21 protein-coding genes are annotated in these 19,553 nt (G+C 67.1%); 8 read left to right on the top strand and 13 right to left on the bottom strand.

Annotation, left to right across the window (positions count from 1 at the left end; translation table 11 throughout):
- Nucleotides 1-2: 2 nt before the first annotated feature.
- Both F0U63_RS05755 and F0U63_RS05750 read right to left on the bottom strand, forming a co-directional pair.
- Complete coding sequence (locus F0U63_RS05755; protein WP_395844513.1) at nucleotides 3-2,282, bottom strand: AAA family ATPase; 2,280 nt, start codon at nucleotides 2,280-2,282, stop codon at nucleotides 3-5.
- 188 nt (nucleotides 2,283-2,470) lie between these two features.
- Nucleotides 2,471-2,881: a hypothetical protein gene (locus F0U63_RS05750; protein ID WP_395844511.1), complete on the bottom strand. Its 411-nt coding sequence runs from the start codon at nucleotides 2,879-2,881 to the stop codon at nucleotides 2,471-2,473.
- A gap of 135 nt (nucleotides 2,882-3,016) precedes the next feature.
- On the opposite strand from F0U63_RS05750, the gene F0U63_RS05745 reads away from it, so the two are divergent.
- The gene (locus tag F0U63_RS05745) at nucleotides 3,017-3,940 is read left to right on the top strand and encodes a DUF2381 family protein (RefSeq protein ID WP_395844509.1); all 924 of its coding nucleotides are present in this window, start codon (nucleotides 3,017-3,019) and stop codon (nucleotides 3,938-3,940) included.
- A gap of 11 nt (nucleotides 3,941-3,951) precedes the next feature.
- A complete protein-coding gene (locus F0U63_RS05740) occupies nucleotides 3,952-4,452 on the top strand; it encodes a hypothetical protein (protein WP_395844507.1) in 501 nt (166 codons plus the stop codon).
- Between the two features lie 40 nt (nucleotides 4,453-4,492).
- On the opposite strand, the gene mnhG is transcribed toward F0U63_RS05740, so the two are convergent.
- The 7 genes from mnhG to F0U63_RS05705 form a co-directional block, all read right to left on the bottom strand.
- Nucleotides 4,493-4,849: a monovalent cation/H(+) antiporter subunit G gene (gene mnhG, locus F0U63_RS05735; RefSeq protein ID WP_395844505.1), complete on the bottom strand. Its 357-nt coding sequence runs from the start codon at nucleotides 4,847-4,849 to the stop codon at nucleotides 4,493-4,495.
- Complete coding sequence (locus F0U63_RS05730) at nucleotides 4,846-5,124, bottom strand: K+/H+ antiporter subunit F (protein ID WP_395844503.1); 279 nt, start codon at nucleotides 5,122-5,124, stop codon at nucleotides 4,846-4,848. Before F0U63_RS05730 ends, mnhG begins: the two co-directional genes overlap by 4 nt.
- Complete coding sequence (locus F0U63_RS05725) at nucleotides 5,121-5,609, bottom strand: Na+/H+ antiporter subunit E (RefSeq protein WP_395844501.1); 489 nt, start codon at nucleotides 5,607-5,609, stop codon at nucleotides 5,121-5,123. The genes F0U63_RS05730 and F0U63_RS05725 overlap by 4 nt, the downstream gene beginning before the upstream one ends.
- The gene (locus tag F0U63_RS05720) at nucleotides 5,606-7,246 is read right to left on the bottom strand and encodes a monovalent cation/H+ antiporter subunit D (protein WP_395844499.1); all 1,641 of its coding nucleotides are present in this window, start codon (nucleotides 7,244-7,246) and stop codon (nucleotides 5,606-5,608) included. Before F0U63_RS05720 ends, F0U63_RS05725 begins: the two co-directional genes overlap by 4 nt.
- On the bottom strand, nucleotides 7,243-7,581 hold the full coding sequence (locus F0U63_RS05715; protein WP_095984321.1) for a Na+/H+ antiporter subunit C: 339 nt from the start codon (nucleotides 7,579-7,581) through the stop codon (nucleotides 7,243-7,245). Before F0U63_RS05715 ends, F0U63_RS05720 begins: the two co-directional genes overlap by 4 nt.
- Entirely contained in the window at nucleotides 7,581-10,472 is a 2,892-nt protein-coding gene (locus F0U63_RS05710; RefSeq protein ID WP_395844497.1) for a monovalent cation/H+ antiporter subunit A, read from the bottom strand. The genes F0U63_RS05715 and F0U63_RS05710 overlap by 1 nt, the downstream gene beginning before the upstream one ends.
- A 248-nt stretch (nucleotides 10,473-10,720) precedes the next feature.
- On the bottom strand, nucleotides 10,721-11,038 hold the full coding sequence (locus tag F0U63_RS05705; RefSeq protein ID WP_395844495.1) for a DUF1330 domain-containing protein: 318 nt from the start codon (nucleotides 11,036-11,038) through the stop codon (nucleotides 10,721-10,723).
- 344 nt (nucleotides 11,039-11,382) lie between these two features.
- Here F0U63_RS05705 and F0U63_RS05700 point away from each other — a divergent pair, with 344 nt between their 5' ends.
- Together F0U63_RS05700 and F0U63_RS05695 are read left to right on the top strand one after the other, a co-directional pair.
- The gene (locus F0U63_RS05700; RefSeq protein ID WP_395844493.1) at nucleotides 11,383-12,201 is read left to right on the top strand and encodes a slipin family protein; all 819 of its coding nucleotides are present in this window, start codon (nucleotides 11,383-11,385) and stop codon (nucleotides 12,199-12,201) included.
- 533 nt (nucleotides 12,202-12,734) lie between these two features.
- Nucleotides 12,735-13,136, top strand: a complete 402-nt coding sequence (locus tag F0U63_RS05695; protein WP_395844490.1) for a YybH family protein — start codon at nucleotides 12,735-12,737, stop codon at nucleotides 13,134-13,136.
- Between the two features lie 314 nt (nucleotides 13,137-13,450).
- Here F0U63_RS05695 and F0U63_RS05690 read toward each other — a convergent pair whose 3' ends face one another.
- Entirely contained in the window at nucleotides 13,451-14,404 is a 954-nt protein-coding gene (locus F0U63_RS05690) for a LysR substrate-binding domain-containing protein (protein ID WP_395844488.1), read from the bottom strand.
- A 45-nt stretch (nucleotides 14,405-14,449) separates the two neighbouring features.
- Between F0U63_RS05690 and F0U63_RS05685 the strand changes: the two genes are divergently transcribed.
- Genes F0U63_RS05685 through F0U63_RS05675 form a run of 3 tightly spaced genes read left to right on the top strand, consistent with a single transcriptional unit; the run spans nucleotide 14,450 to nucleotide 15,751 of the window.
- Nucleotides 14,450-14,758: a carboxymuconolactone decarboxylase family protein gene (locus tag F0U63_RS05685; protein ID WP_395844486.1), complete on the top strand. Its 309-nt coding sequence runs from the start codon at nucleotides 14,450-14,452 to the stop codon at nucleotides 14,756-14,758.
- 25 nt (nucleotides 14,759-14,783) lie between these two features.
- Nucleotides 14,784-15,191: a tautomerase family protein gene (locus tag F0U63_RS05680; protein ID WP_395844484.1), complete on the top strand. Its 408-nt coding sequence runs from the start codon at nucleotides 14,784-14,786 to the stop codon at nucleotides 15,189-15,191.
- Complete coding sequence (locus F0U63_RS05675) at nucleotides 15,188-15,751, top strand: DUF4865 family protein (RefSeq protein WP_395844482.1); 564 nt, start codon at nucleotides 15,188-15,190, stop codon at nucleotides 15,749-15,751. Before F0U63_RS05680 ends, F0U63_RS05675 begins: the two co-directional genes overlap by 4 nt.
- Before the next feature lie 147 nt (nucleotides 15,752-15,898).
- Here the strand turns inward: F0U63_RS05675 and F0U63_RS05670 are convergent, their stop codons facing one another.
- The 3 genes from F0U63_RS05670 to F0U63_RS05660 all read right to left on the bottom strand — a co-directional run bounded on the left by F0U63_RS05670 (nucleotide 15,899) and on the right by F0U63_RS05660 (nucleotide 18,628).
- Nucleotides 15,899-17,266 (bottom strand): sodium-dependent transporter, encoded by a 1,368-nt coding sequence (locus F0U63_RS05670; protein WP_395844480.1) that lies wholly within the window; start codon nucleotides 17,264-17,266, stop codon nucleotides 15,899-15,901.
- Between the two features lie 85 nt (nucleotides 17,267-17,351).
- Nucleotides 17,352-18,005, bottom strand: a complete 654-nt coding sequence (locus F0U63_RS05665) for a hypothetical protein (protein WP_395844478.1) — start codon at nucleotides 18,003-18,005, stop codon at nucleotides 17,352-17,354.
- Between the two features lie 80 nt (nucleotides 18,006-18,085).
- Nucleotides 18,086-18,628, bottom strand: coding sequence for a GNAT family N-acetyltransferase (locus tag F0U63_RS05660; RefSeq protein WP_395844476.1), 543 nt, complete (start codon nucleotides 18,626-18,628; stop codon nucleotides 18,086-18,088).
- Between the two features lie 294 nt (nucleotides 18,629-18,922).
- On the opposite strand from F0U63_RS05660, the gene F0U63_RS05655 reads away from it, so the two are divergent.
- A complete protein-coding gene (locus F0U63_RS05655; protein ID WP_395844474.1) occupies nucleotides 18,923-19,540 on the top strand; it encodes a hypothetical protein in 618 nt (205 codons plus the stop codon).
- Nucleotides 19,541-19,553 lie beyond the last annotated feature (13 nt).

Here is a 19,553-nt window from a genome sequence, read left to right as displayed (position 1 = left end):
GGTCACTTCCGGCCCGGTCGATGGGATGCCTTGCGTTGGGCTTTCGCGCTCTTCGTCGACGTTCTTGAGGAAGGCTTTCTCACGGTCGATTTTTTCGCAGATTGCTTTTGTGGCTTGAGAATTCCTGGTTTCGAGCTGATCTCCCATACTCGTACCATCTTGTCGCTGGAGGCACTCGCCACCCTGAGGCCTGTTGAATCCCACGCCATGCCAATCACCATTTCCTCATGGCCTCGTAGGACCGACAACTCCCTGCCCGTCTCCCCGTCCCACACTCGCACCGTCTTGTCTCTGGAGACACTGGCCACCCTGCGGCCCATTGGGTCCCACGCCACACCAACCACTGCTTCCTCATGGCCGCTTAGAACCAACAACTCCCGGCCCGTCTCCCCATCCCATACCCGCACCGTCTTGTCCCAGGAGGCACTGGCCACCCTGCGGCCCATTGGGTCCCACGCCACGCCAACCACCGCTTCCTCATGGCCGCTTAGAACCAACAACTCCCGGCCCGTCTCCCCATCCCATACCCGCACCGTCTTGTCCCAGGAGGCACTGGCCACCCTGCGGCCCATTGGGTCCCACGCCACGCCAATCACTTCGTTCTCATGGCCGCTTAGAACCAACAACTCCCGGCCCGTCTCCCCGTCCCACACCCGCACCGTCCCATCGTTGGAGGCACTGGCCACCCTGCGGCCCATTGGGTCCCACGCCACGCCAATCACTTCGTTCTTATGACCGCTTAGAACCAACAACTCCCGGCCCGTCTCCCCGTCCCATACCCGCACCGTCTTGTCCCAGGAGGCACTGGCCACCCTGCGGCCCATTGGGTCCCACGCCACGCCAACCACCGCTTCCTCATGGCCGCTTAGAACCAACAACTCCCGGCCCGTCTCCCCATCCCATACCCGCACCGTCTCGTCCCAGGAGGCACTGGCCACCCTGCGGCCCATCGGGTCCCACGCTACCTCAGCTATACTGTTTTCATGGCCTCGCAGAACCAGAAGTTCGCGACCTGGGAGTTCTGACACCGGAGCATCCCCAGCCACAGGCCCTCCCGCGACCATCCGCATGAAGCGCAGCGCATCCTCCGAGCCCCCATCACGTGCCTGGTCGGCGACCTCCTTGAGCTGCTCGAAGAAGCGCTCGTCCCGTGAGGACTCAAGCCCAAAGGACTGGCTCGTGAGGATCTGGTCCGCACTCAACCCGTAGAGTTCCTCACCGGGCCGCAGCACCTCGGTGGCCATCACACCGCCCGCACGCTTGCGCTCTTCCAACAGGAGCACGTTCTGGGAGGAGAGCGTGCTCACGACGAGCGGACTGTGCGAGGTCAGGACGAACTGGAGCCGAGGAAACGCACGCGACAAGCTGGGCACCAGATGGCGCTGCCACTCCGGATGAAGGTGCAGATCCACCTCATCCACGAGCACGACCCCTCTCATATCCACCAGCCGCTGACCTTTCTTGCAGATCAGATGAAGGTGGTACAACACATCCCCCACCCAGCAAAGAAACGCCCGATAACCATCGGAGAGCGCAGGGAAGGGCAACACGGAACCGCCCCGCTGAAACAGGCTCTCCGGGTCCTCGCGATCCTCCCACTTCCCAAGCATCTTCGTGCCCTCGGGGAGGAGCTCGTTCATCAAGTTCACGATTTCCTGGTGCCGCTTCTTGTCCTTGCGCGCCACCTGCGGCAACCAGGCCGCCAGGGGCATGAGCGTCATGTGCTCCTCGAAGAGCCCCGCCACCCGGCGGTAGCGAAGGATGCGCTCCTTGGCGCGGCCCTCCACGCTGCTCGCTCCCGTCTCCACCCGGCGCGTCGCGCCATAGCCCAGCACCAGGAAGGCAGGAGACTCTTCGTCCCAGAGACGGATGTGCCAGGACGGCGGCTTGCTCTCGATCAGGAAGCGATCCGTGTAGCCACGGGGCGGGGCCATGAGGGTAGCCGCGATCTCCTCCTCCTTCCCCTCGCCCAGTCCATCCTGGTCATGCAGGACGACGTGGGCCTTCACCCGCGCTTCGGTGGGACGACCCTTGACCCTCCGGACCAGCGCATAGGGGACGTAGCCCGACCCCATGGCGAGGACAGGCGCGAGGGTACTCAGCGCCACAGCCCGGAGCACGCTCGTCTTGCCCGACCCGTTGCTGCCGAGCAGCAACGTGACGTTGTCCAGGTACGGCACGCCCGTGGGGGCGGGTGGGGCCCCATCGCCCGGATGGCACAGCGGCAGTTCCACCGACTCGAAGCTGCGAAGGTTCTGGATGGTCAGCGAACGGACGTACATGGCGCCCTCCACTGCCGCTTAAAACCTCAGTGACGGGTCCATGCAAGCCGCAAGCACGCTCAGGCCCGAATCCAGAGGCCCAAGTGCCCAGTAGCCCCGCTTCCCGCCGCCCCATCCGACCGAGCGGGCGAGCCTCAATCGTGGTGCAGGACCGCACTCAGATCCCCAAGGGCTGGCGAAGGGCATCCTCAGCGGGCTCGCCGCGACCGTGCCGCACGGTCGATCAACGCCTGGTAGGCGAGCGCTCCGGGCACGGAGCCCACCATCCAGCAACCAACGGCCTCGATGAAGAAGAAGCGCTCCCGCCCGGCGATCCAGAAGTGGAGCAGCACCATCCCACCAACACTGGCCAGTGCACCGCCGAGCAGACCCGCATACGCCGGGGCCCGGCCCAGACCGAAGAGCATCCCCCCAAGCGCACCGCCGAGCGTGCAGACCCCAAGAACGAACCATCGGTCCACATCCGGGTCGCCCCCGAAGCCCGCCACTTCCTGGGCTCCGAATATCGCGGGCAGGAACAGCAACAAGAACCCCACCTGGTTGAGGCGGGTGGCACCGTCCTCACGGTGCATCGCGAACGGATGAACGGGGTCTTTCAATCAGGACTCCTCGAAGCGCATCTCCATGATGCTCGGCTCCACCGGCATCCTCGTCAAGAGACCGGACGTCACCAGGCCCGTCGGCAAACGAACGCGCTGGCGGCTCCCCACCCGCCTTGATAAGTTGACCCGCCCATGCGCCTGCTCCTACCTTTCCAGTCCGCACTGTTTGTCGTCCTCGTGGCGTCAGCCGCCCTGGCTGGCGAACGAGAGAAGCGCGCGCTCCGCACCGTTTTGCTCTCGGAGCACGCCGAGGAGGACACTCACCGCATCTACGTGAAGGGACAGGTCATCACGACACTCCGGTTCGAAACGCCTGTCGATCCAGACAAGACAAAGATGATCGGCTGGGAAGGCAGGATCGAACCCTTGGCGGTCGTTCGGAACAAAGTCATCCTGGAGCCCCTCCACGATCTCAACGACGACGAAGCCATTCCCATGGTCGTGACGTTGATGGATGGAACAGAAGTGCCGTTTCTCCTGAGGCCCCCGCGTCATAAGGACTGGGGTTGGTCAGACCAGCAGGTGGACGTGTTCAAGAATCGCGAGAGCCATGCGGCCATGCACGCGGCCCTGCTCGACGCGCTTGAGAAGAACGCGAAGCTGAGCAGCGAAAACGAGCGTTTCCGAAAGGAAGAAACCTCCGAGGACCACGCCCTTGCCGCCCTGCTGGCCTCGGGTGCGCTTGAGCAGACGCCGTTCATACCCAAGGAAACGTTCTCGGGCAAGGACGAGGACTCAGACGTCCGAGCGACAGTGTTTCGTGGCAAAGACAAAGTCGCCGTCATCTTCAAGGTCAAGAACATCCACGCGGAGAACCCGTGGAGCGTGCAGCGGGTCCAGCTCTCCACCCTACCTGACGGCAAGGAGCGGTCCGTGGCCGTCCGCTCCTCCGTCCGAGAAATCCCACCCGGAGGCTCTGGAGTGGTCGCGATTGTCGCTGACGGAAGCGCGTTCATGGACGAAGGTGTCTTGAAAGACCTCTACCTCGAGGTCTACCGCCAGGACGGCCGACTGCAAGCATACGTCGCGCTGGCTCACCGGCTCATTGCGAGATAGGAGCGGAGAACATGGCATCCAACAAGTTCGCGATCCTGGGCTGCGCCCTCCTCCTCGTCATGTCCTCCGGCTGTCCTGGAACCGCGACGGGGGGCGTGGCCCTTCGTCCTGACGGCACGCCGGGACCCGAGAAGTGCCCGGAAGAATCCAAGAAGGCGATGAGCTATCTCCGCATGTTCGTGGGGGAAGGGGGCTGGGTGCAGATCGATGCGAACCAGTCGAGCGCTCGGACCATCACCCTCTACGACGGCCCCATCGAGAGCGTGCTGGATGAAAACATCGGGCTGCTCGAAGCACCGGCCCGGCTCTATGGCCGGGTCTGGACCAGCGGGCCCCAAGCCACCCTCCGCTACTACGAGGCGCAGCCGATGAAGGGTGGAGCCAAAATCCCCATCTGCGCGGTGGCACGGCTCGGCTTCGAGCAGCTCCGGAAGCGGCCCGAGTCCAAGCCTGGAACGGCCCTCCTGGATACCTCCAGCGCGTTCGTCTTCATCGTGGACGACTTCCGCTAGACACCCGCCGCTCACTCATTGACGAGGATCCGGGAAGGCGTCAGTCCCGGGGTGGTTCGTCCGCGCCAGGCACCGGAATCTCCTCGCCCCGAAGGCGAGCCCGGAACACCGCGGCCCGCATCAGGAACAGGGTGGTGACCGGCACGGTGAGCGCGATGAACACCGCGATGAGCAGCGCATGAAGGTAGAGCTGGCCGCGTTCGAAGGAGACCTGCACCGCCGTCGCGAGCGTGAAGCCCCAGGTTCCCAGCGTCGTGCCCAGGGTGGGCGCGTGGACGCGCTGGAAGAAGCTCTTGAGCCGCAGCACTCCGAACGATCCAATCAGTGCCGCCAGGGCGCCCAGCACCACGAGCAACGCGGTCAGCGCATCCACCCACGCGGGAGCCCACGTATTCATTCGATGATCTCCCCGCGCAGGAGGAACTTGGACATCGCCGTGGAGCCCACGAACCCGAAGAGGGCGATCAAGAGCGCCGCCTCGAAGTAGGAGCTGCTGCGATAGACGAGCCCGAGCGCGAGGATGACCAGCATCGTGTTCTGGTACAGGCAGTCGAACGCCAACACGCGGTCCTCCGCCCGGGGCCCGACAATCATCCGAGCCAGCGCCAGCATCATCGCGAGGGCAAGACAGCCGAGGGCGAAGACCAGCGCCCAGGAGAGCAGAGGGCTCATTCGAAAATCTCCCGGAGCGGACGCTCGTAGTGCTGCTTGATCAAAGCCACCAGGTCCGCCTCGCTCTGAATGGCGAACACGTGCAGGAGCAGGACGCGATTGTCCGCCGACAACTGCGCCCAGGCGGTGCCCGGCGTGAACGTGACGATCATCGCCAGCACGGCCAATCCGTTCGGATCCCTCAGCTCGAGTGGAATGAGGACGAAGCCGGAGCGGATGTCGCGCGAGCGCCGGGTGAGAATCACCCACGCCACCTCGGCGTTCGACCGGAGCATCTCGAGCAGCACCCGGCAGAACAGACGGACCATGACGAGGGGCCCGCGCAACCGCACCGGGGTTGGCCTGAGCTTGAGGGTCACCGCGGGCCAGAACAGCGCCAGAGCGGCGCCCAGCACCAGCGTCCCCGCGCTCAACGACTGCATGAGCAGGATCCACAGCAGGAGCAGCGCCACCGAGAGCGCGGGGGAAGGCAGCAGCCTCCTCATCGCCCTGCCTCCGGCGCCGTGACGGACGGCCGCACCTGGGCTCCGAGCACCGCGTCGATGTACCCGCGGCGGTCATAGAGGGACTGGGCCGTCGCGCGCGCGAACTCCATCGCGGGTCCCGCCGCGAGCGTCAGCACCGCGCACGCGGTGAGGAGCGCCACCACGGGCAATCCCTCCGGCGCGCGGACTCGCGGTGGCTCGCGCTGCATCTCCGACCAGAAGGTCCGGATTCCCGTGCGCGTGAGCGCGACGAGGGTGAGCAGGCCGCAGCCCAGGAGCACGCCGGTGAACAGCCAGGCACGGGCGGAAAAAAGCCCGCTCCCCTCACGCGACCCGAGCGCCGCCGACAACATGCCGAGCTTGCCGATGAAGGTGGGCAGGGGAGGCAAGCCGGAGGTGAGCAGCGCGCACGCGATGAAGGCCATGCCCAGCAATGCGGTGGAGGCGGGGAACGGCAGGGCGACGAGCGGCTCCTCCGCGTCGTCGAGGTTGACCTCCTGCGTTTCGAGCGTCGCGCTCAAGAAGGGCGCCTCGTCCACGACGGTCGCGCCCGCGCGCCAACGCTCGACGAGGTCGACGAGCAGGAAGAACACGCCGGAGGCCAGCGTGGAGCCCACCAGGTAGAACATCGCGGAGCCGAGGACGGCTTGCTCGCCCAGCCCCAGCGCGGCCAGGAGCGTCCCGGCGGAGACCATCACCCCCGCCGCCGCCTGGACCGCGAGCCGCTGCGAGGCGAGCATCCCCAGGGCCGCGAGCACCGCGGAGACCACTCCGAAGACGAGCAGACCGTCCGCGCCAAACCCCGCCAGCGGCCCCCCGGCGAACATCAGCGTCCAGAGCCGCACCAGGGCGTAGACGCCCACCTTCGTGAGCACCGCGAACATCCCCGCCACGGGCGGAGTCGCCGACGAATAGGCGGGAACGAGCCAGAAGTTGAGCGGCCAGATCCCCGCCTTGGCTAGGAACGCCACCGCGAGGATGGCCGCTCCCGCGTCGATGAGGTGCCGGTTGGCCACCTCCCCCTCGGACAGGCGCGCGGAGAGCTCCGCCATGTTGAGTGTCCCCGTGACGCCGTAGATCATCGACACGCCGATGAGGAAGAGGGACGAGGCGGCGAGGTTCACCGCCACGTAGTGCAAGCCCGCGCGGACCCGTGACCTTCCGGAGCCATGCAGCAACAGGCCGTACGAGGCGGCGAGAAGGATCTCGAAGAAGACGAAGAGATTGAAGATGTCCGCCGTCAGGAATGCGCCGGAAAGCCCCATGAGCTGCAACTGGAAGATCGCGTGGAAGTGAACACCCGCGCGGTGCCAACGCGTGAAGGCGAAGCAGAGCGCGCAGGTGCCCAGGCTCCAGGTCAGCACCAACATCCCCGCCGACAGCCGGTCCACCGCGAGGGTAATCCCGAACGGCGCGGGCCAGTTGCCGGGGAGGTAGGCCACGACGCCGTATTCGTCCACCCACGCCAGGAGCGCCGCCGAGACGGCGAGTCCCAGCAGCGCGGAGCTCATCCCCAACACCAGCTTGGCGGGGCGCTTGCCCTCGCCCATGAGGAGCATCACCGCCGCGCTCAACATGGGCAGGAGGATGGGAACCACCATCAAGTGCGGCATCAGGCCTTGAATGAGCGCGCTCATGCTTCGGTGCCATCCACGTGGTCGGTCCCGGTCATCCCGCGCGAGGCCAGGGTGATGACCAGGAGGAGGGCCGTCATCGCGAAGCTGATGACGATGGCTGTCAGCACGAGCGCCTGAGGTACCGGATCCGTGTAGTGGGCGAGGTCCCGAGGGACGCCGTCCACGAGGATGGGTTCCTTGTCGATGGCCAGGCCGCCGATGCTGAAGATGAAGAGGTTGACCGCGTAGGAGAGGAGCGACAGGCCAACGACCAGCTGGAACGTGCGGGGCCGTAGAAGGAGCCAGACGCCCGAGCCGGTCAAGATGCCGATAGCGATCGCGAGCACCACTTCCATCAGTCACCTCCCGAGGCCCGGTGAGCGCGGATCGACTGGTGGGCAATCGCCACGAGGATGAGCAACGTGGAGCCCAGCACCAGACAGAACACGCCCAGGTCGAAGAACATCGCGCTTCCGATGTGCAGCTCGCCCAGCACCGGCACGCTCACATGGAAGGTGTGCGAGGTGAGGAGCGGATACCCGGCCACGAACGCTCCCGCGGCCGTGCCGAGAACAAACAGGAGACCGGCGCCGATCAGCACGCGCGGCGCGAGGCGCAACCGCTGCTCGACCCACTCGGTCCCGGAGACAATGTACTGGAGCAGAAACCCCACCGACATCACCAGCCCCGCCACGAAGCCACCCCCTGGCGCGTTGTGCCCCCGCAGGAAGAAGAACGTCGCCACGACTCCCGATACGGGCAGGAGCAGGCGGACCAGCACCGCCGGGACCATCAGGTACCCCACCGCCGTGTCCCGCGCCATGCGTGGGTTCACCAGGTCCGTGCGCAGGTCCTTCGGCAGCGCCTGCTGCTGGGGCGGAAGCTCCATCACCTCGTTCGCCGGCCGGAAGCGCCGCAGGAGCGCGTAGACCGTGAGCGCGACGAGTGCCAGCACCACCCCTTCCCCGAAGGTGTCGAACCCGCGGAAGTCCACCAGCATCACGTTCACCACGTTCCGCCCGCCTCCACCGCTCAGCGCGTTCTCGAGGAAGAAGGAGGTGCGCTCGGGGAGTTCACGCGTCATCACCGCGTAGGCGAGGAGCGCCATGGCGCAACCGGCGCTCACCGCGATGATGAAGTCGCGGGCTCGCCGGCCCCTGGCAATCCGCCGGGTATGCGCGTCGTACACGCCACGAGCCGGCTCTCGCGGTGGGAGCCACCTGAGCCCGAGCAGGATGAGCAGCGTCGTCACCACCTCGACGGTGAGCTGGGTGAGCGCCAGATCCGGAGCGGAGAACCAGATGAAGGTGACACAGCTCACCGCGCCCGCGGTGCCCGAGAGCATCAGCGCGGCGAGCCGGTGGAACTTCGCCTGCCATGCCGCCCCCAGCGCCGCGATGCCGCCCACCACCCAGAGCGCGATGAACACCGGAGAGAGCGGCACCCGTGGACGATCCCCCTGGCCGAGGCCTCCCCAGAGCGCCACGACGCCCACGAGCAGCGTGACCAGAACCATCGCCAACAGCTGCCGCTGGAGCCCCGTGGTGAGCAGCCGGCGGCGAAGCCATCTGCTCAGCGCGGTGAGCCACGCCAGCAGTGACGTGAAGAGCCTCGCGCCATCGAACCGCTCCACGAAGCGGCCTCCAACGCGCACCCGCCCTGCCTCCAGCCGCTGGACCAGCAGGTACAACACCCCGCCACCACCGAGCGCCAGCGCGCTCATGAGGAGCGGGGGAGTGAACCCATGCCAGATCTTGAGGCTGTACGGAGGGACCTGCCCCCCCACGACCGACCGGGACGCGGCCTCGAGGATGGGACCGATCGACATCGCTGGCGCCACCCCCACCACCAGGCACATGAGGACCAGCACCCCGACGGGGACGCGCAGCCAGATGGGTGGCTCCTCCGGGGCACGTGGGGTGTTCAGCGCGCTGACGGGCCCGAAGAACACCTTCACCGAGAACCGGAGCGAGTAGGCGACGCTCCCCATGCCAGCCAGGGTCGCCGCGACCGGCAGGCCCCACTGGACGGCCGGAATGGCGTCGATGAAGACGGTCTCGGCGAAGAACATCTCCTTGGACAAGAAGCCATTGAGCAGCGGGACTCCCGCCATCGCCGCCGTGGCGACGAGCGCGAGCGTGCCGGTGATGGGCATGAAGCGGAAGAGCCCCGACAGCCGCCGGATGTCCCGCGTCCCCGTCTCATGATCGATGATCCCCACCGCCATGAACAGCGACGCCTTGAAGGCCGCGTGGTTCATGAGGTGGAACACCGCCGCCACCGCCGCGAGCGGGCTGTTGAGCCCCAGCAGCAACACCACCAGCCCGAGGTGCGAGATGGTGGAGTAGGCGAGCAGTCCCTTCAGGTCGTTCTGGAACAGCGCCGCCCACGCGCCGAGCAGCAGCGTGACGAGCCCCGCGGAGCCGGTGAGCCAGAACCAGGTCTCCGTCCCCGAGAGCACCGGCCACAACCGCGCCAGCAGGAACACGCCCAGCTTCACCATGGTCGCCGAGTGCAGATACGCCGACACCGGCGTCGGGGCCGCCATCGCGTTCGGGAGCCAGAAGTGGAAGGGAAACTGGGCGCTCTTGGTGAACGCGCCGAGAAGGAGGAGGCCGAGCGCCACGGGGTAGAGCGGGTGGGCCTTGACTCGCTGCGCGCTCCCCAGGAGTACCTCCAGCTCGTAGCTGCCGGCCATCTGGCCGAGCACCAGCAGCCCCGCCAGGAGGCACAGGCCGCCCATGCCGGTGACCGTGAGCGCCATCCGAGCCCCGCGCTGTGCGTCCTTGCGCTGGTTCCAGTAGCCAATGAGCAGGAACGAGAAGAGGGAGGTCAGCTCCCAGAAGAAGGCCAGCTGCAGCAGGTTTCCCGAGAGGACCACGCCCAGCATCGCCCCCATGAAGGCCAGGAGGAACGCGAAGAACCTCGGCACGGGATCCGATGGCGAGAGGTAGTAGCGCGCATACAGCATCACCAGCGCGCCGATGCCCAGGACGAGCACGCAGAACGTCCAGGACAGGCCGTCGAGCCGCAGCACGAGGTTGAGCCCGAGCGAGGGCACCCACGCGAAGTGCTCGACCCGCGAGCCTCCGTCCTGGACGCTCGGGAAGTGGAGCGCCACGCCCACCAGGCCCACCAGCGCGGTGAGGCCCGCGAGCCCCGCCGCGCGGTTCCGGGCGCTCGTGGGCAGCAGTGCCGCGATGACACCGGAGACCCAGGGAATGACCAGGAGAGCGAGCAGCGTCATCAGGGGCCAACCACGGTACGCGGCACGGCCTTGACGCTCTCCGGGAGCCGGGGCGCCAGCTCAACAGGGATGAGCAATGAATGAAAGGCGTGGGGCCTGCTCCGCCCAGCCACGAGCCAGGCACGGTGGTCGCGAGTCATCTGGGGCATCGCGCCAGACTGTCCGTTCCCACCCGAGAAAGAAAGGCAACAGCCCTATGGCGTTGGGTACTTGGCACATGGAATGTGTCCCAGCGCCGCGATGCGTGCCTACTTCGTGCTGGCGGGCGACATCCCCGGAGGCAATCCCTCCACGAGCAGCATGTCCGTGTGGCTGCTCGCCTGACGCATCGCCCTGGCGGAGGCGTACTCGGGAGAGTCCCACCACTCCCGGGCTCGTTCCACGGTGGGGAACTCGAGGAGGATGATCCTCGTCGGGCTCCACGCGCCCTCGAGCGTCTCCGTCGCGCCCCCCCGTACCAGGTATCGGCCTCCGTAGGCGGCGACCGTTGGCGGCGCGAGCTGCTTGTACCGCTCGAAGGTCTCCGCATCCTTCACGGTAATGTCGATCATCAAATAAGCAGGCATTCGTTGTCCTCTTGTCAGGTCGGGAGCCCATGTTCCGGGTGGCTGACGCCGTCAAGATAGCCGCGGTAGCTCGTCGTACCCGTGTCAGGCCACCGGGACCGGTGCGTCCATGCGCGGTGGGGAGTCCTCTCCAGCGCCCGTGGACATCGGTCCGGGGGTGTCCTGGGCTCGGGGTCTCCCCTTCATGGAAGCTCCAAAGAGCCGGGGTTCAACTCCCCAACGAAAGCTCCGGGAGCCAGCGCCTTTCGAGGCGCACCGTGCGGAACGGCCATGCGGGTGAAAAGCCCCCGCCGCACCGCCGGGGCTCCCGGAGCCGTCGTCTTTGGCTGAACGAGGTGGGACCGGTGGACATCTTTCGAATCTTCCCGCTGTTGATGTTGGCACTCGCGATGGGGGTGGTTGCCTACTGGCTGCTCGTGCTCAAGGTGGTCGTCCCCGAGGGCTTCACGGCCCTGCTCTACCGCCAGGGCCGTTTCGTGCGCCTGTTGAACCCAGGAGCCCATTGGCTGCCGCGCTGGGGCCACGACACGCAGCAGGTGGACATGCGCCAGCGCAACCTCACCGTGCCCGGCCAGGAGGTGCTCAGCCAGGAGCAGGTGGGCCTCAAGGTGAGCATCGCCGTGCGCTTCGTGGTGGCCGAGCCCGAGCCCGCCCTGCACCGCGTGCAGAACTTCACGGAGGCGCTCTACCTGGTCGTGCAACTCGCGCTGCGCGAGGAAGTGGGCCGCCATCCCCTGGAGGAACTGGCGGCGGGCCGCGTCGACCTGGGCCAGCGGCTGCGCGAGCGGGTGGCCGGCGAGGTGCGCGCGTTCGGCCTCTCGGTGGAGGCGGTGGAGGTGAAGGACGTGATGCTGCCGGCGGATCTGCGCCGCGCCTTCTCCGAGTTGCTCAAGGTGAAGAAGGAGGCGCAGGCCATGCTGGAGAAGGCGCGAGGCGAATCGGCGGCCCTGCGCAACCTGGCCAACGCGGCGAAGCTGGTGGAGCAGCATCCCTCGCTGCTCGACCTGCGCATGCTGCAGACACTCGGCGGCGCGAGCACCACGCCCGGCAACACCTTCGTCCTGGGCGTGGGCGCGGAGCTGTCACCCCGCGCGCGCAAGCGCCCGGCCCCGGGTGGAGCGCCGGTGCCGCCTCCCGAGGAGGACGAGCCCGGGTCCACCTGAGCGTGGGGCCTCACTTCCCACGACGGGTTCCCCCTGAGGTTGTGTCAGGCTCGATGGAAACGGCGGGATCGGCAACATCGACCTGCCGATCGCGGCGGAGTTCCGGTTGCCCGGCGATGCGGCGGGCACGCCTCGGGTGCATGTGGAGCAGGCCGTGAAGACCATCACGAGACCGGTCCAACGGTGAGGCGGCCGGTGGCGACGGCAAGAATTTCGACCACGCCGACTGGGCGAACGCCCGGTTGTCTTGCGACGAATCCGAGTCACCAGCCTCCGGCGGCGGGTTCGATTCCCGTCGGGGATACACAAGCCGAGGAGGGCAGGCGCACAGCGGGGCGCCGAGCTGCCCAGTCCCCGACTCCTTCCCGGTCGCTGCCTCAAGCGCCACCCTCCCATCCTCCTCACCTGCCCGGGGAGCGTCGCACCGGTTGTAACGTGCTCGCAGCTGAGCTTGAGAGTTAGTCAATCGAAAGCAGCATCTCGGCGCACGGTGAGCGCACTGCTCCGGCGCCGGCAAACGAGAGGGCAAACACATGGGCACAGAGACCCCATCGGCGGCGGTGCACCAATACCTCGATGCCTTCAACCGAGGTGACGTGCAGGCAATGGCAGCGACGTTCTCTGTCCCTGGCCAGATTCTCGACGGCATGGCGCCGCACGTCTGGCAGGGGCCGACGGCGGCTCAGGACTGGTACAGGGACGTCCTGAGCGAAGGCAAGGAACACGGTGCTTCCGGCTATTTCGTCAGTGTTGGGGAGCCGCTGCACAACGACGTCACCGGCGATACTGCCTATGTCGTCCTGCCGGCGACCATGACATTCGACCTGAACGGCACGAAGGTCACGCAGTCCGGAGCGATGTTTACGGTCGCGTTGCGGAAGACGGCGGAAGGCTGGCGCGTGGCGGCCTGGGCGTGGACGAAAGGCACCCGATAGCGAGTCCGTGGGCACATGCTACCGCCAGGCTCCCACGGACTTCTCGTGTCGGACCGGATTTGGACCAAATCAGGAAGCGTGCGCACATCATGCGCATTCACAGCGCCTTGGTCACGTCACCTCCCCCCGGAGGATGGACGGCCCATGGATAAGGCGGAGGCCGTGACCCACCTGTGATGCGCCGCGACGGCTCGGGAGGGGCGTTTGTGACACGGGAGTGACGGCGGGCGCGGGACGGCCGGGTTGTCAAGCCCCGCCGCCCGTACCGCCTCGTCGCCGAGCCGTTCGGGTCCGAGGCGCTCCTACGCGCTCTGCTACCGAAGCCTGCCATCCCGCTCCGCGACGCTCTCACGTATGATTTCAAGCAGCCGCCGGCAAGCCGGCGTGGGAGCGGCCTCGGCTCGATGAATGGCAAGGCCAAGCTCGGGCAGCGCCGGCAAACCGCATTCTTCCGGGCTCAGGATACGTAAGCTCGGCGTCATGCCGAAACGCGTGCGCACCGTGATGCCAAGCCCCGCGGCGACGGCCGCCCAGACGCCGCCAAGGCTCGGACTCGTGAACACGATCCGCCACGGAATGCCGGCGCGGTCCAGCGCCTCGGTCGCCATGCTGCGCACCAGGCACGGCGCCTCGAAGGCAACCAGCGGCACCGGCTCGTTACGTTCGCACCAGGGTCCAAGCGGCCAGTCCGCGGGTCCGATCCACTGCAGCGGATACGCGCCGACCGGCTCCATGTGCGGGGTACCTCCTCCCGCATGCCATGCGAGCGCCAGGTCGAGCTTCGCCGTCTGCACCTGCTTCATCAGCTCCCCATTGCGCGCGACCTTCGCTTCGATGCGCACGCCCGGATGGCCGCGCGCGAAGCGCCCCAGCACATCGGACAACAGGTGTTCGCAGAAGTCCTCCTGCAGGCCGAGCCGCACCCATCCCTCCAGTTCCAGGCCGCCTACCGCCATACACGCCTCGTCGTTCAGCTCCAGGATACGGCGCGCGTAACCGAGGAGCACCTCGCCAGCGTCCGTCAGGCCCAGACCTCGCCCTTCCTTGCGCAAGATCGGCGTGCCCGCCTGCTCCTCCAGTTTTTTCAGCTGCGCGCTGACGGCGGAGGTCGAACGGCCCAGCTTGTCGGCGGCCCTGGCGAAACTGCCGAGCTCCATGCCGACGCTGAAGCTGCGCAACGCATCCAGATCGAAATTCACCCTGTGCATGCAACCATCCCGCTTTTTCGAACGGTCGATTCGGAACTTCCCGATTTTATCGATGATCATGGTTCGCTACCATGGCGCTGTCAATCAACCCAAGGAGCCAACGCCATGAGCACTTTGGTAGGAACAGGCCACAAAACCATGGGCTCGGTGGCGCCCAAGCTGGCGGAGATCTCGGATGCCGTTCTGTTCGGCGACATCTGGGAGCGCGCCGCGCTGTCCAAACGCGATCGCAGCCTGGTGACCGTGGCCGCCCTGATCGCGCTGTACCGGCAGGAACAGCTGCCTTTTCATCTGAGCAAGGCCGTTGAGCACGGCGTCACGAGGGAGGAGCTGACCGAGGTCGTCACACATCTGGCCTTCTATGCCGGCTGGCCGGCCGCGGCCAGCGCGGTGAAGCTGCTCGAAAGCCTTTAACGACCTGGACCAGGAGCCGCATGCCATGCCCCTCGCCCGTATTTCGCTGCGCAGAGGACGATCGCCGGCGTTCTTGAAGGCGCTGTCCGACAACGTCCACCGCGCGCTCGTCGAGGCGTTCGAGGTTCCGCCAGACGATCGCTTTCAAATCATTCATCAGCATGAACCGGAAGAACTGATATTCGACCGGCACTATCTGTGCGGCCCGCGCTCCGACAACTACGTCCTGGTCTGTATTACGGCGGGCAGACACCGTACGAGCGCCGTCAAGCAGGCTTTCTATCGGCGGCTGGCCGAACTGCTGGCTGATGCGCCCGGCATCCAGCCAGAGGACGTCATGGTGGTCGTCAACACCACCGAGGCCGAGGACTGGTCGTTCGGTCGCGGAATCGCGGCGGTGCCCAAGGTCTCCATCCAAGAGGAATCGCGATGATCGCCATGCAGTACGGATTCATCCTGCCCGCCGACTACGACATGTCGATTGTCGACCGTCGCATCGCCGAAAAGGGCCACCTCATGGATGGCTTCCCAGACCTGGTATTCAAGGCCTATCTCAGCGCCCGGAAGACAGCGCGGCAGCCGCCGGACTCCGAGAACCTGTATGCCCCCTTCTACCTTTGGAAGTCGACCGCGGGGATGAACGATTTCCTGAGTGGACCGGGCTTCGTCGGCCTGACGCAATCGTTTGGCTGGCCGTCCGTGAAGACCTGGTCGGTGTGGCACGCGGAAGTGCCACCACGGATCGCGGATGCGCGTTTCGCCACGCGCGTATCGGTTCCCATCCGGCCCTATGCCGCGCTCGATGCCCTGCGCGCATCCGAAATCGAACGCGCGAAGGCCTGCGTGCACGATGACGGCGCGCTGGCGGCGCTCGTCGGATTCGAGCCGACCACCTGGACCCTGGTGCGCTTTCAGCTTTGGGCCGAGCATCCCTCCAGCGACCGGCTCGAGGACCGCCGTATCTACTCAGTCGGGCACGTGTCCACGGCGTAAGGAGCAGTCCGGGGCCAGGCGTGCGCCCCGCCCAAGGGGGCCGCACGGCCCTGTGCTGGCTCGGGGCTGGATGCTGCACATCCGCCCGCTCGGGCTCGAAAACCACTGACGTCAAAACAGCTCCGCGGTTCCCGCGGTCCCCGCTGCTCAGGTGCCGCCGAGGAGTCCCAGGCTGTGCAGCAGGATGAGCAGGATGAGAACGGGGGTGACGTAGCGGACCAGGACGTGGACCCCAACGTCGTACCAGGCGGGCTCGCCGTGGCCCTTGCTCATCTCGTCGCGGAGGACGGCGCGTGGGACGAGCCAGCCACCCACCACCGTGATGGCCAGACCGCCCAGCGGCAGCAGGACATTGGAGGACAGGAAGTCGAAGAGGGAGAAGACGTCCCGGCCCAGCACGCGCAGGTGCGAGAGCGCCGGCCCCTGCGACAGGGTGGCGGGGATGCCCAGCACCGCCATGAACAGCGCGGTGAGGAGCGCGGCCGTGGGGCGGCGCAACCGGGCGGAGCGGATGAGCCACGCCACGGGGACCTCCATCAGGCTGACCATGGCGCCCAGCGTGGCCACCGCCGCGAGCACGAAGAAGAGGGCGGTGAAGAGCTCGCCGCCGGGCATCTGCGCGAAGACGCGAGGGATGGTGACGAAGAGCAGGCCCGGGCCGCCCGCCGGTGTGTCACCCAGGGCGAAGACGGCCGGGAAGATGGCCAGGCCCGCCAGCAGCGAGACCAACGTGTCGGCGAGCGCCACGCGCGCCGCATTGGGCACCAGGCGCGTGTCGTCCGGCAGGTACGAGCCGTACGTCGTCATGGTGCCCATGCCCAGCGACAGCTTGAAGAAGGCGAGCCCCAGGGCCGACAGCAGCACCGCGCTCGAGAGCTTCGAGAGGTCGGGCGTGAAGAGGTAGGCCACGCCCGCCGACGCTCCCGGCAGCGTGAGCGCGCGCACGTCGCAGGCCAGCAGCAGCAGCAGCAACAGCGGCATGAGTGTCTTGGTCACCTTCTCGATGCCGCCCGACACACCCGAGGCCACCACGCCCACCGTGACGGTCAGCACGGCCAGCTGCCACAGCACGGGCTCCCACGTGCCGCCCACCAGCGTCTGGAACGTGGCGGACGTGAGAGGCGCGCCCGAGACGAAGGCACCCAGCGACTTGAAGACGTAGGCCAGCACCCACCCGGCCACGTCCGTGTAGAAGGCCATGATGAGGAGCGACGAGGCGAGTCCCGCCCAGCCGATGACTGCCCAGAAGCGCTGGCGCGGCACGATGCGCGCGTAGGCTTGCACCGCGTCCACGCGCAGGTGCCGGCCGATGGCGTGCTCCACCACCATCACCGGCAGTGCGGCGAGCGCCACCGCCAGCAGGTAGGTGAGCACGAAGGCCGCTCCGCCGTTGGAGCCGGTGAGGTAGGGGAACTTCCAGATGTTGCCGAGGCCGACGGCGGAGCCGAGCGTCGCGGCGAAGGCGCCGAGGGAGGAGCCGAAGGCATCCCGCTTCGTGGGGGTAGGTTCGGGCATGAGAGCAGGAGCCTCTACCACGCGGAACCCGAGAGAAACAGACGACCGCGCGGACGCAGAGGGCTACCCGCGGCTCGATGCGGCCCTACGGCAGCTCCTTGCACGCGCGGTCCAAGGGGGCGAAGAGATAGGTGACCGAATTCGCGCAGGTGACGTTTCCCGAGACCGAGCCGTAGAGCTCGCCTCCGAGGATCCGGATGCTGGAGGTCGCGGTGACGGCCGGGCCCGGCGGACTCATCCTCGTCAACCGTGAATTCCGCACCTCCACTTTGGGAGCATAGGGGAAGCCACCGTCCGTGGACACCAGCGCCGCATGGGAGCCGGAGAGGGCGCTGTCGAAGACCAGCAGTTCGTGGCCGAGGATCTCCACCCCATGCGCGACACGCGTGGAGCCCGATTCAGTCCGGACCGCGAAGATGGTGCTGCGGTGCACCTCCACGAAGGCCCCCATGACATAAACGCCCCGGCCCGGGCCTGTCTTCGAGACGGCCTTGAAGTCGCTGTCGACGATGCGCACGATGCCGCCATCCACCCTCACGGCGGTGGTCTCGGCCTCGCCAGACATGGACACCGTGCACTCGCGAAGCTGAGCGTCCTGCCAGACAATCACTCCGATGGTGGACGTGTTCGTTCCCGTGCTCTGGCTCTCGATGGACACGCGCGAGAGCAGGGTGCCAGGCTGGGTCGTCCGCAGGGCGAAGCTGAAGGAGGAGGTCGCCAGCGGGGTCCGCCCAGACACGCCGCCCACGCTCTCCCATCGGGCGTCCGTTCGCCATCGGTTTGGCGCCTGGAGCAAAGACGCCATGGAACCTCGTGAGGCTACTTCTTCCTGGCCCGCCATTCCTCACGGCTCTGTCCCCAGAGTTCTATCGGAGAGGAGTCGTAGGGCGGTGGCAGCTTCCCAGGTCCCAGCAGGGGCGAGCCCAGCCGGCGGGCGACCTCTTGCGATGGCTTGTTGTCCGGAGCGATGGAGTGAATCACCCGCGTCCAGCCAAGCTGGTCGAACGCCCAGTCCATGCTCGCCGCCGCCGCCTCGGTGGCGTAGCCGCGCCCCCAGTACTCGCGCAGCAGACCCCAGCCGACCTCCGGCCCCGGCCACCCCTCCGGCATCCAGGGCCCCACCCGTCCGACCCAGCGGCCCGTCGTCTTCTCCAGCACGGAGAACATGGAGAACCCCTGCAGCGCCCACGAGCCCGCCATGGCGCTCATGGCCCGCCACGCCACCGCGCGCGGCTGCACGCCGCCCAGGAAGCGCGCCGACTCCGGGTCACCAATGAGGGCCGCGAAGCCATCCAGGTCTTCCAGCGCGATGGGACGCAGGATGAGGCGCGCGGTTTCGAGGGTAGGTCCAGGGGCAATCACCTTCGGTCTCCAGGGCAGGCGGGAAAGGGCGCCAGGATCCCGCCGGACCTCTGCAGTGGCAAGGATGGGATGCTCGAGGAACTGAAGCGGTCCGTGCGCCATGCCCGGACGATGGCATCATGACCATCCCGGTTTGCCGCTCCTTCGCCGCGCTCCATACAGATTCGTAAGCTGACAAGAACGTCGCGGTTCCGCGCAACGCCGCCGTGCTCCGTCCTCTGGGCGCTCAATGGCATCTCGGTTGCTAAGGCGCCCCGCACACCCTGACGGCCGTCTTTTCCGGGAAGGAACCCCATGATGCAGCCCCCTTCACTGAATCACTCGACGCCCTCGACCGCGCCCGTCCCCCGCTACCGCCGCTGGGCGGCCTACCTCGCCCTTGTCGTGGCAGGCATCGGCTCGGTGGCCACCTCCCCCCCCTCCTCACCGATGGTCAGCTCGGAATACGAGGGCTCGCCCCTGACCATCACGACGCAGGCCCCCACCACGACGCGCCACCTCAAGGTCCGGGTCACCGCGGAGGACTATTCGTTCGATCGAGCCGAGGTGAGCGTGACAGCCCAGGTCACCGCGCGTTGGACGCCAGCGGACCCCAGCCACACGGAGAAACCCTGGCTGCTCACGCGGCTGTACGTCCCGTCCGAAGACTATTCCGGCCCCGGTCCCGGACACGGCCAGGTGCTCGTCCTCGGCGAACCCGGGCAACCCGTGTCGCTGCAGACCTATACGGGCGGCACCTCCGAGTGCAAACCCGACCAGGGTTGTGAATGGACCGTCCCCCTGGAGTTCGAGCTCCAGCCGAATGCCACCGAGGGCTCCGTCGAGGTGGAGTGGAAGGTGACGGCCGAGGCGTACGTCGAGGGCACGAACGATCTGCCCAAGGGCTTCACCGTGCAGGTCTCGGAGCAGTGAGGCGCCGCCCCCG

This window comes from Cystobacter fuscus (genome assembly GCF_044360685.1).
Taxonomy (GTDB): domain Bacteria; phylum Myxococcota; class Myxococcia; order Myxococcales; family Myxococcaceae; genus Cystobacter; species Cystobacter fuscus_C.
This window is presented reverse-complemented; position numbering and strand designations above follow the sequence as displayed.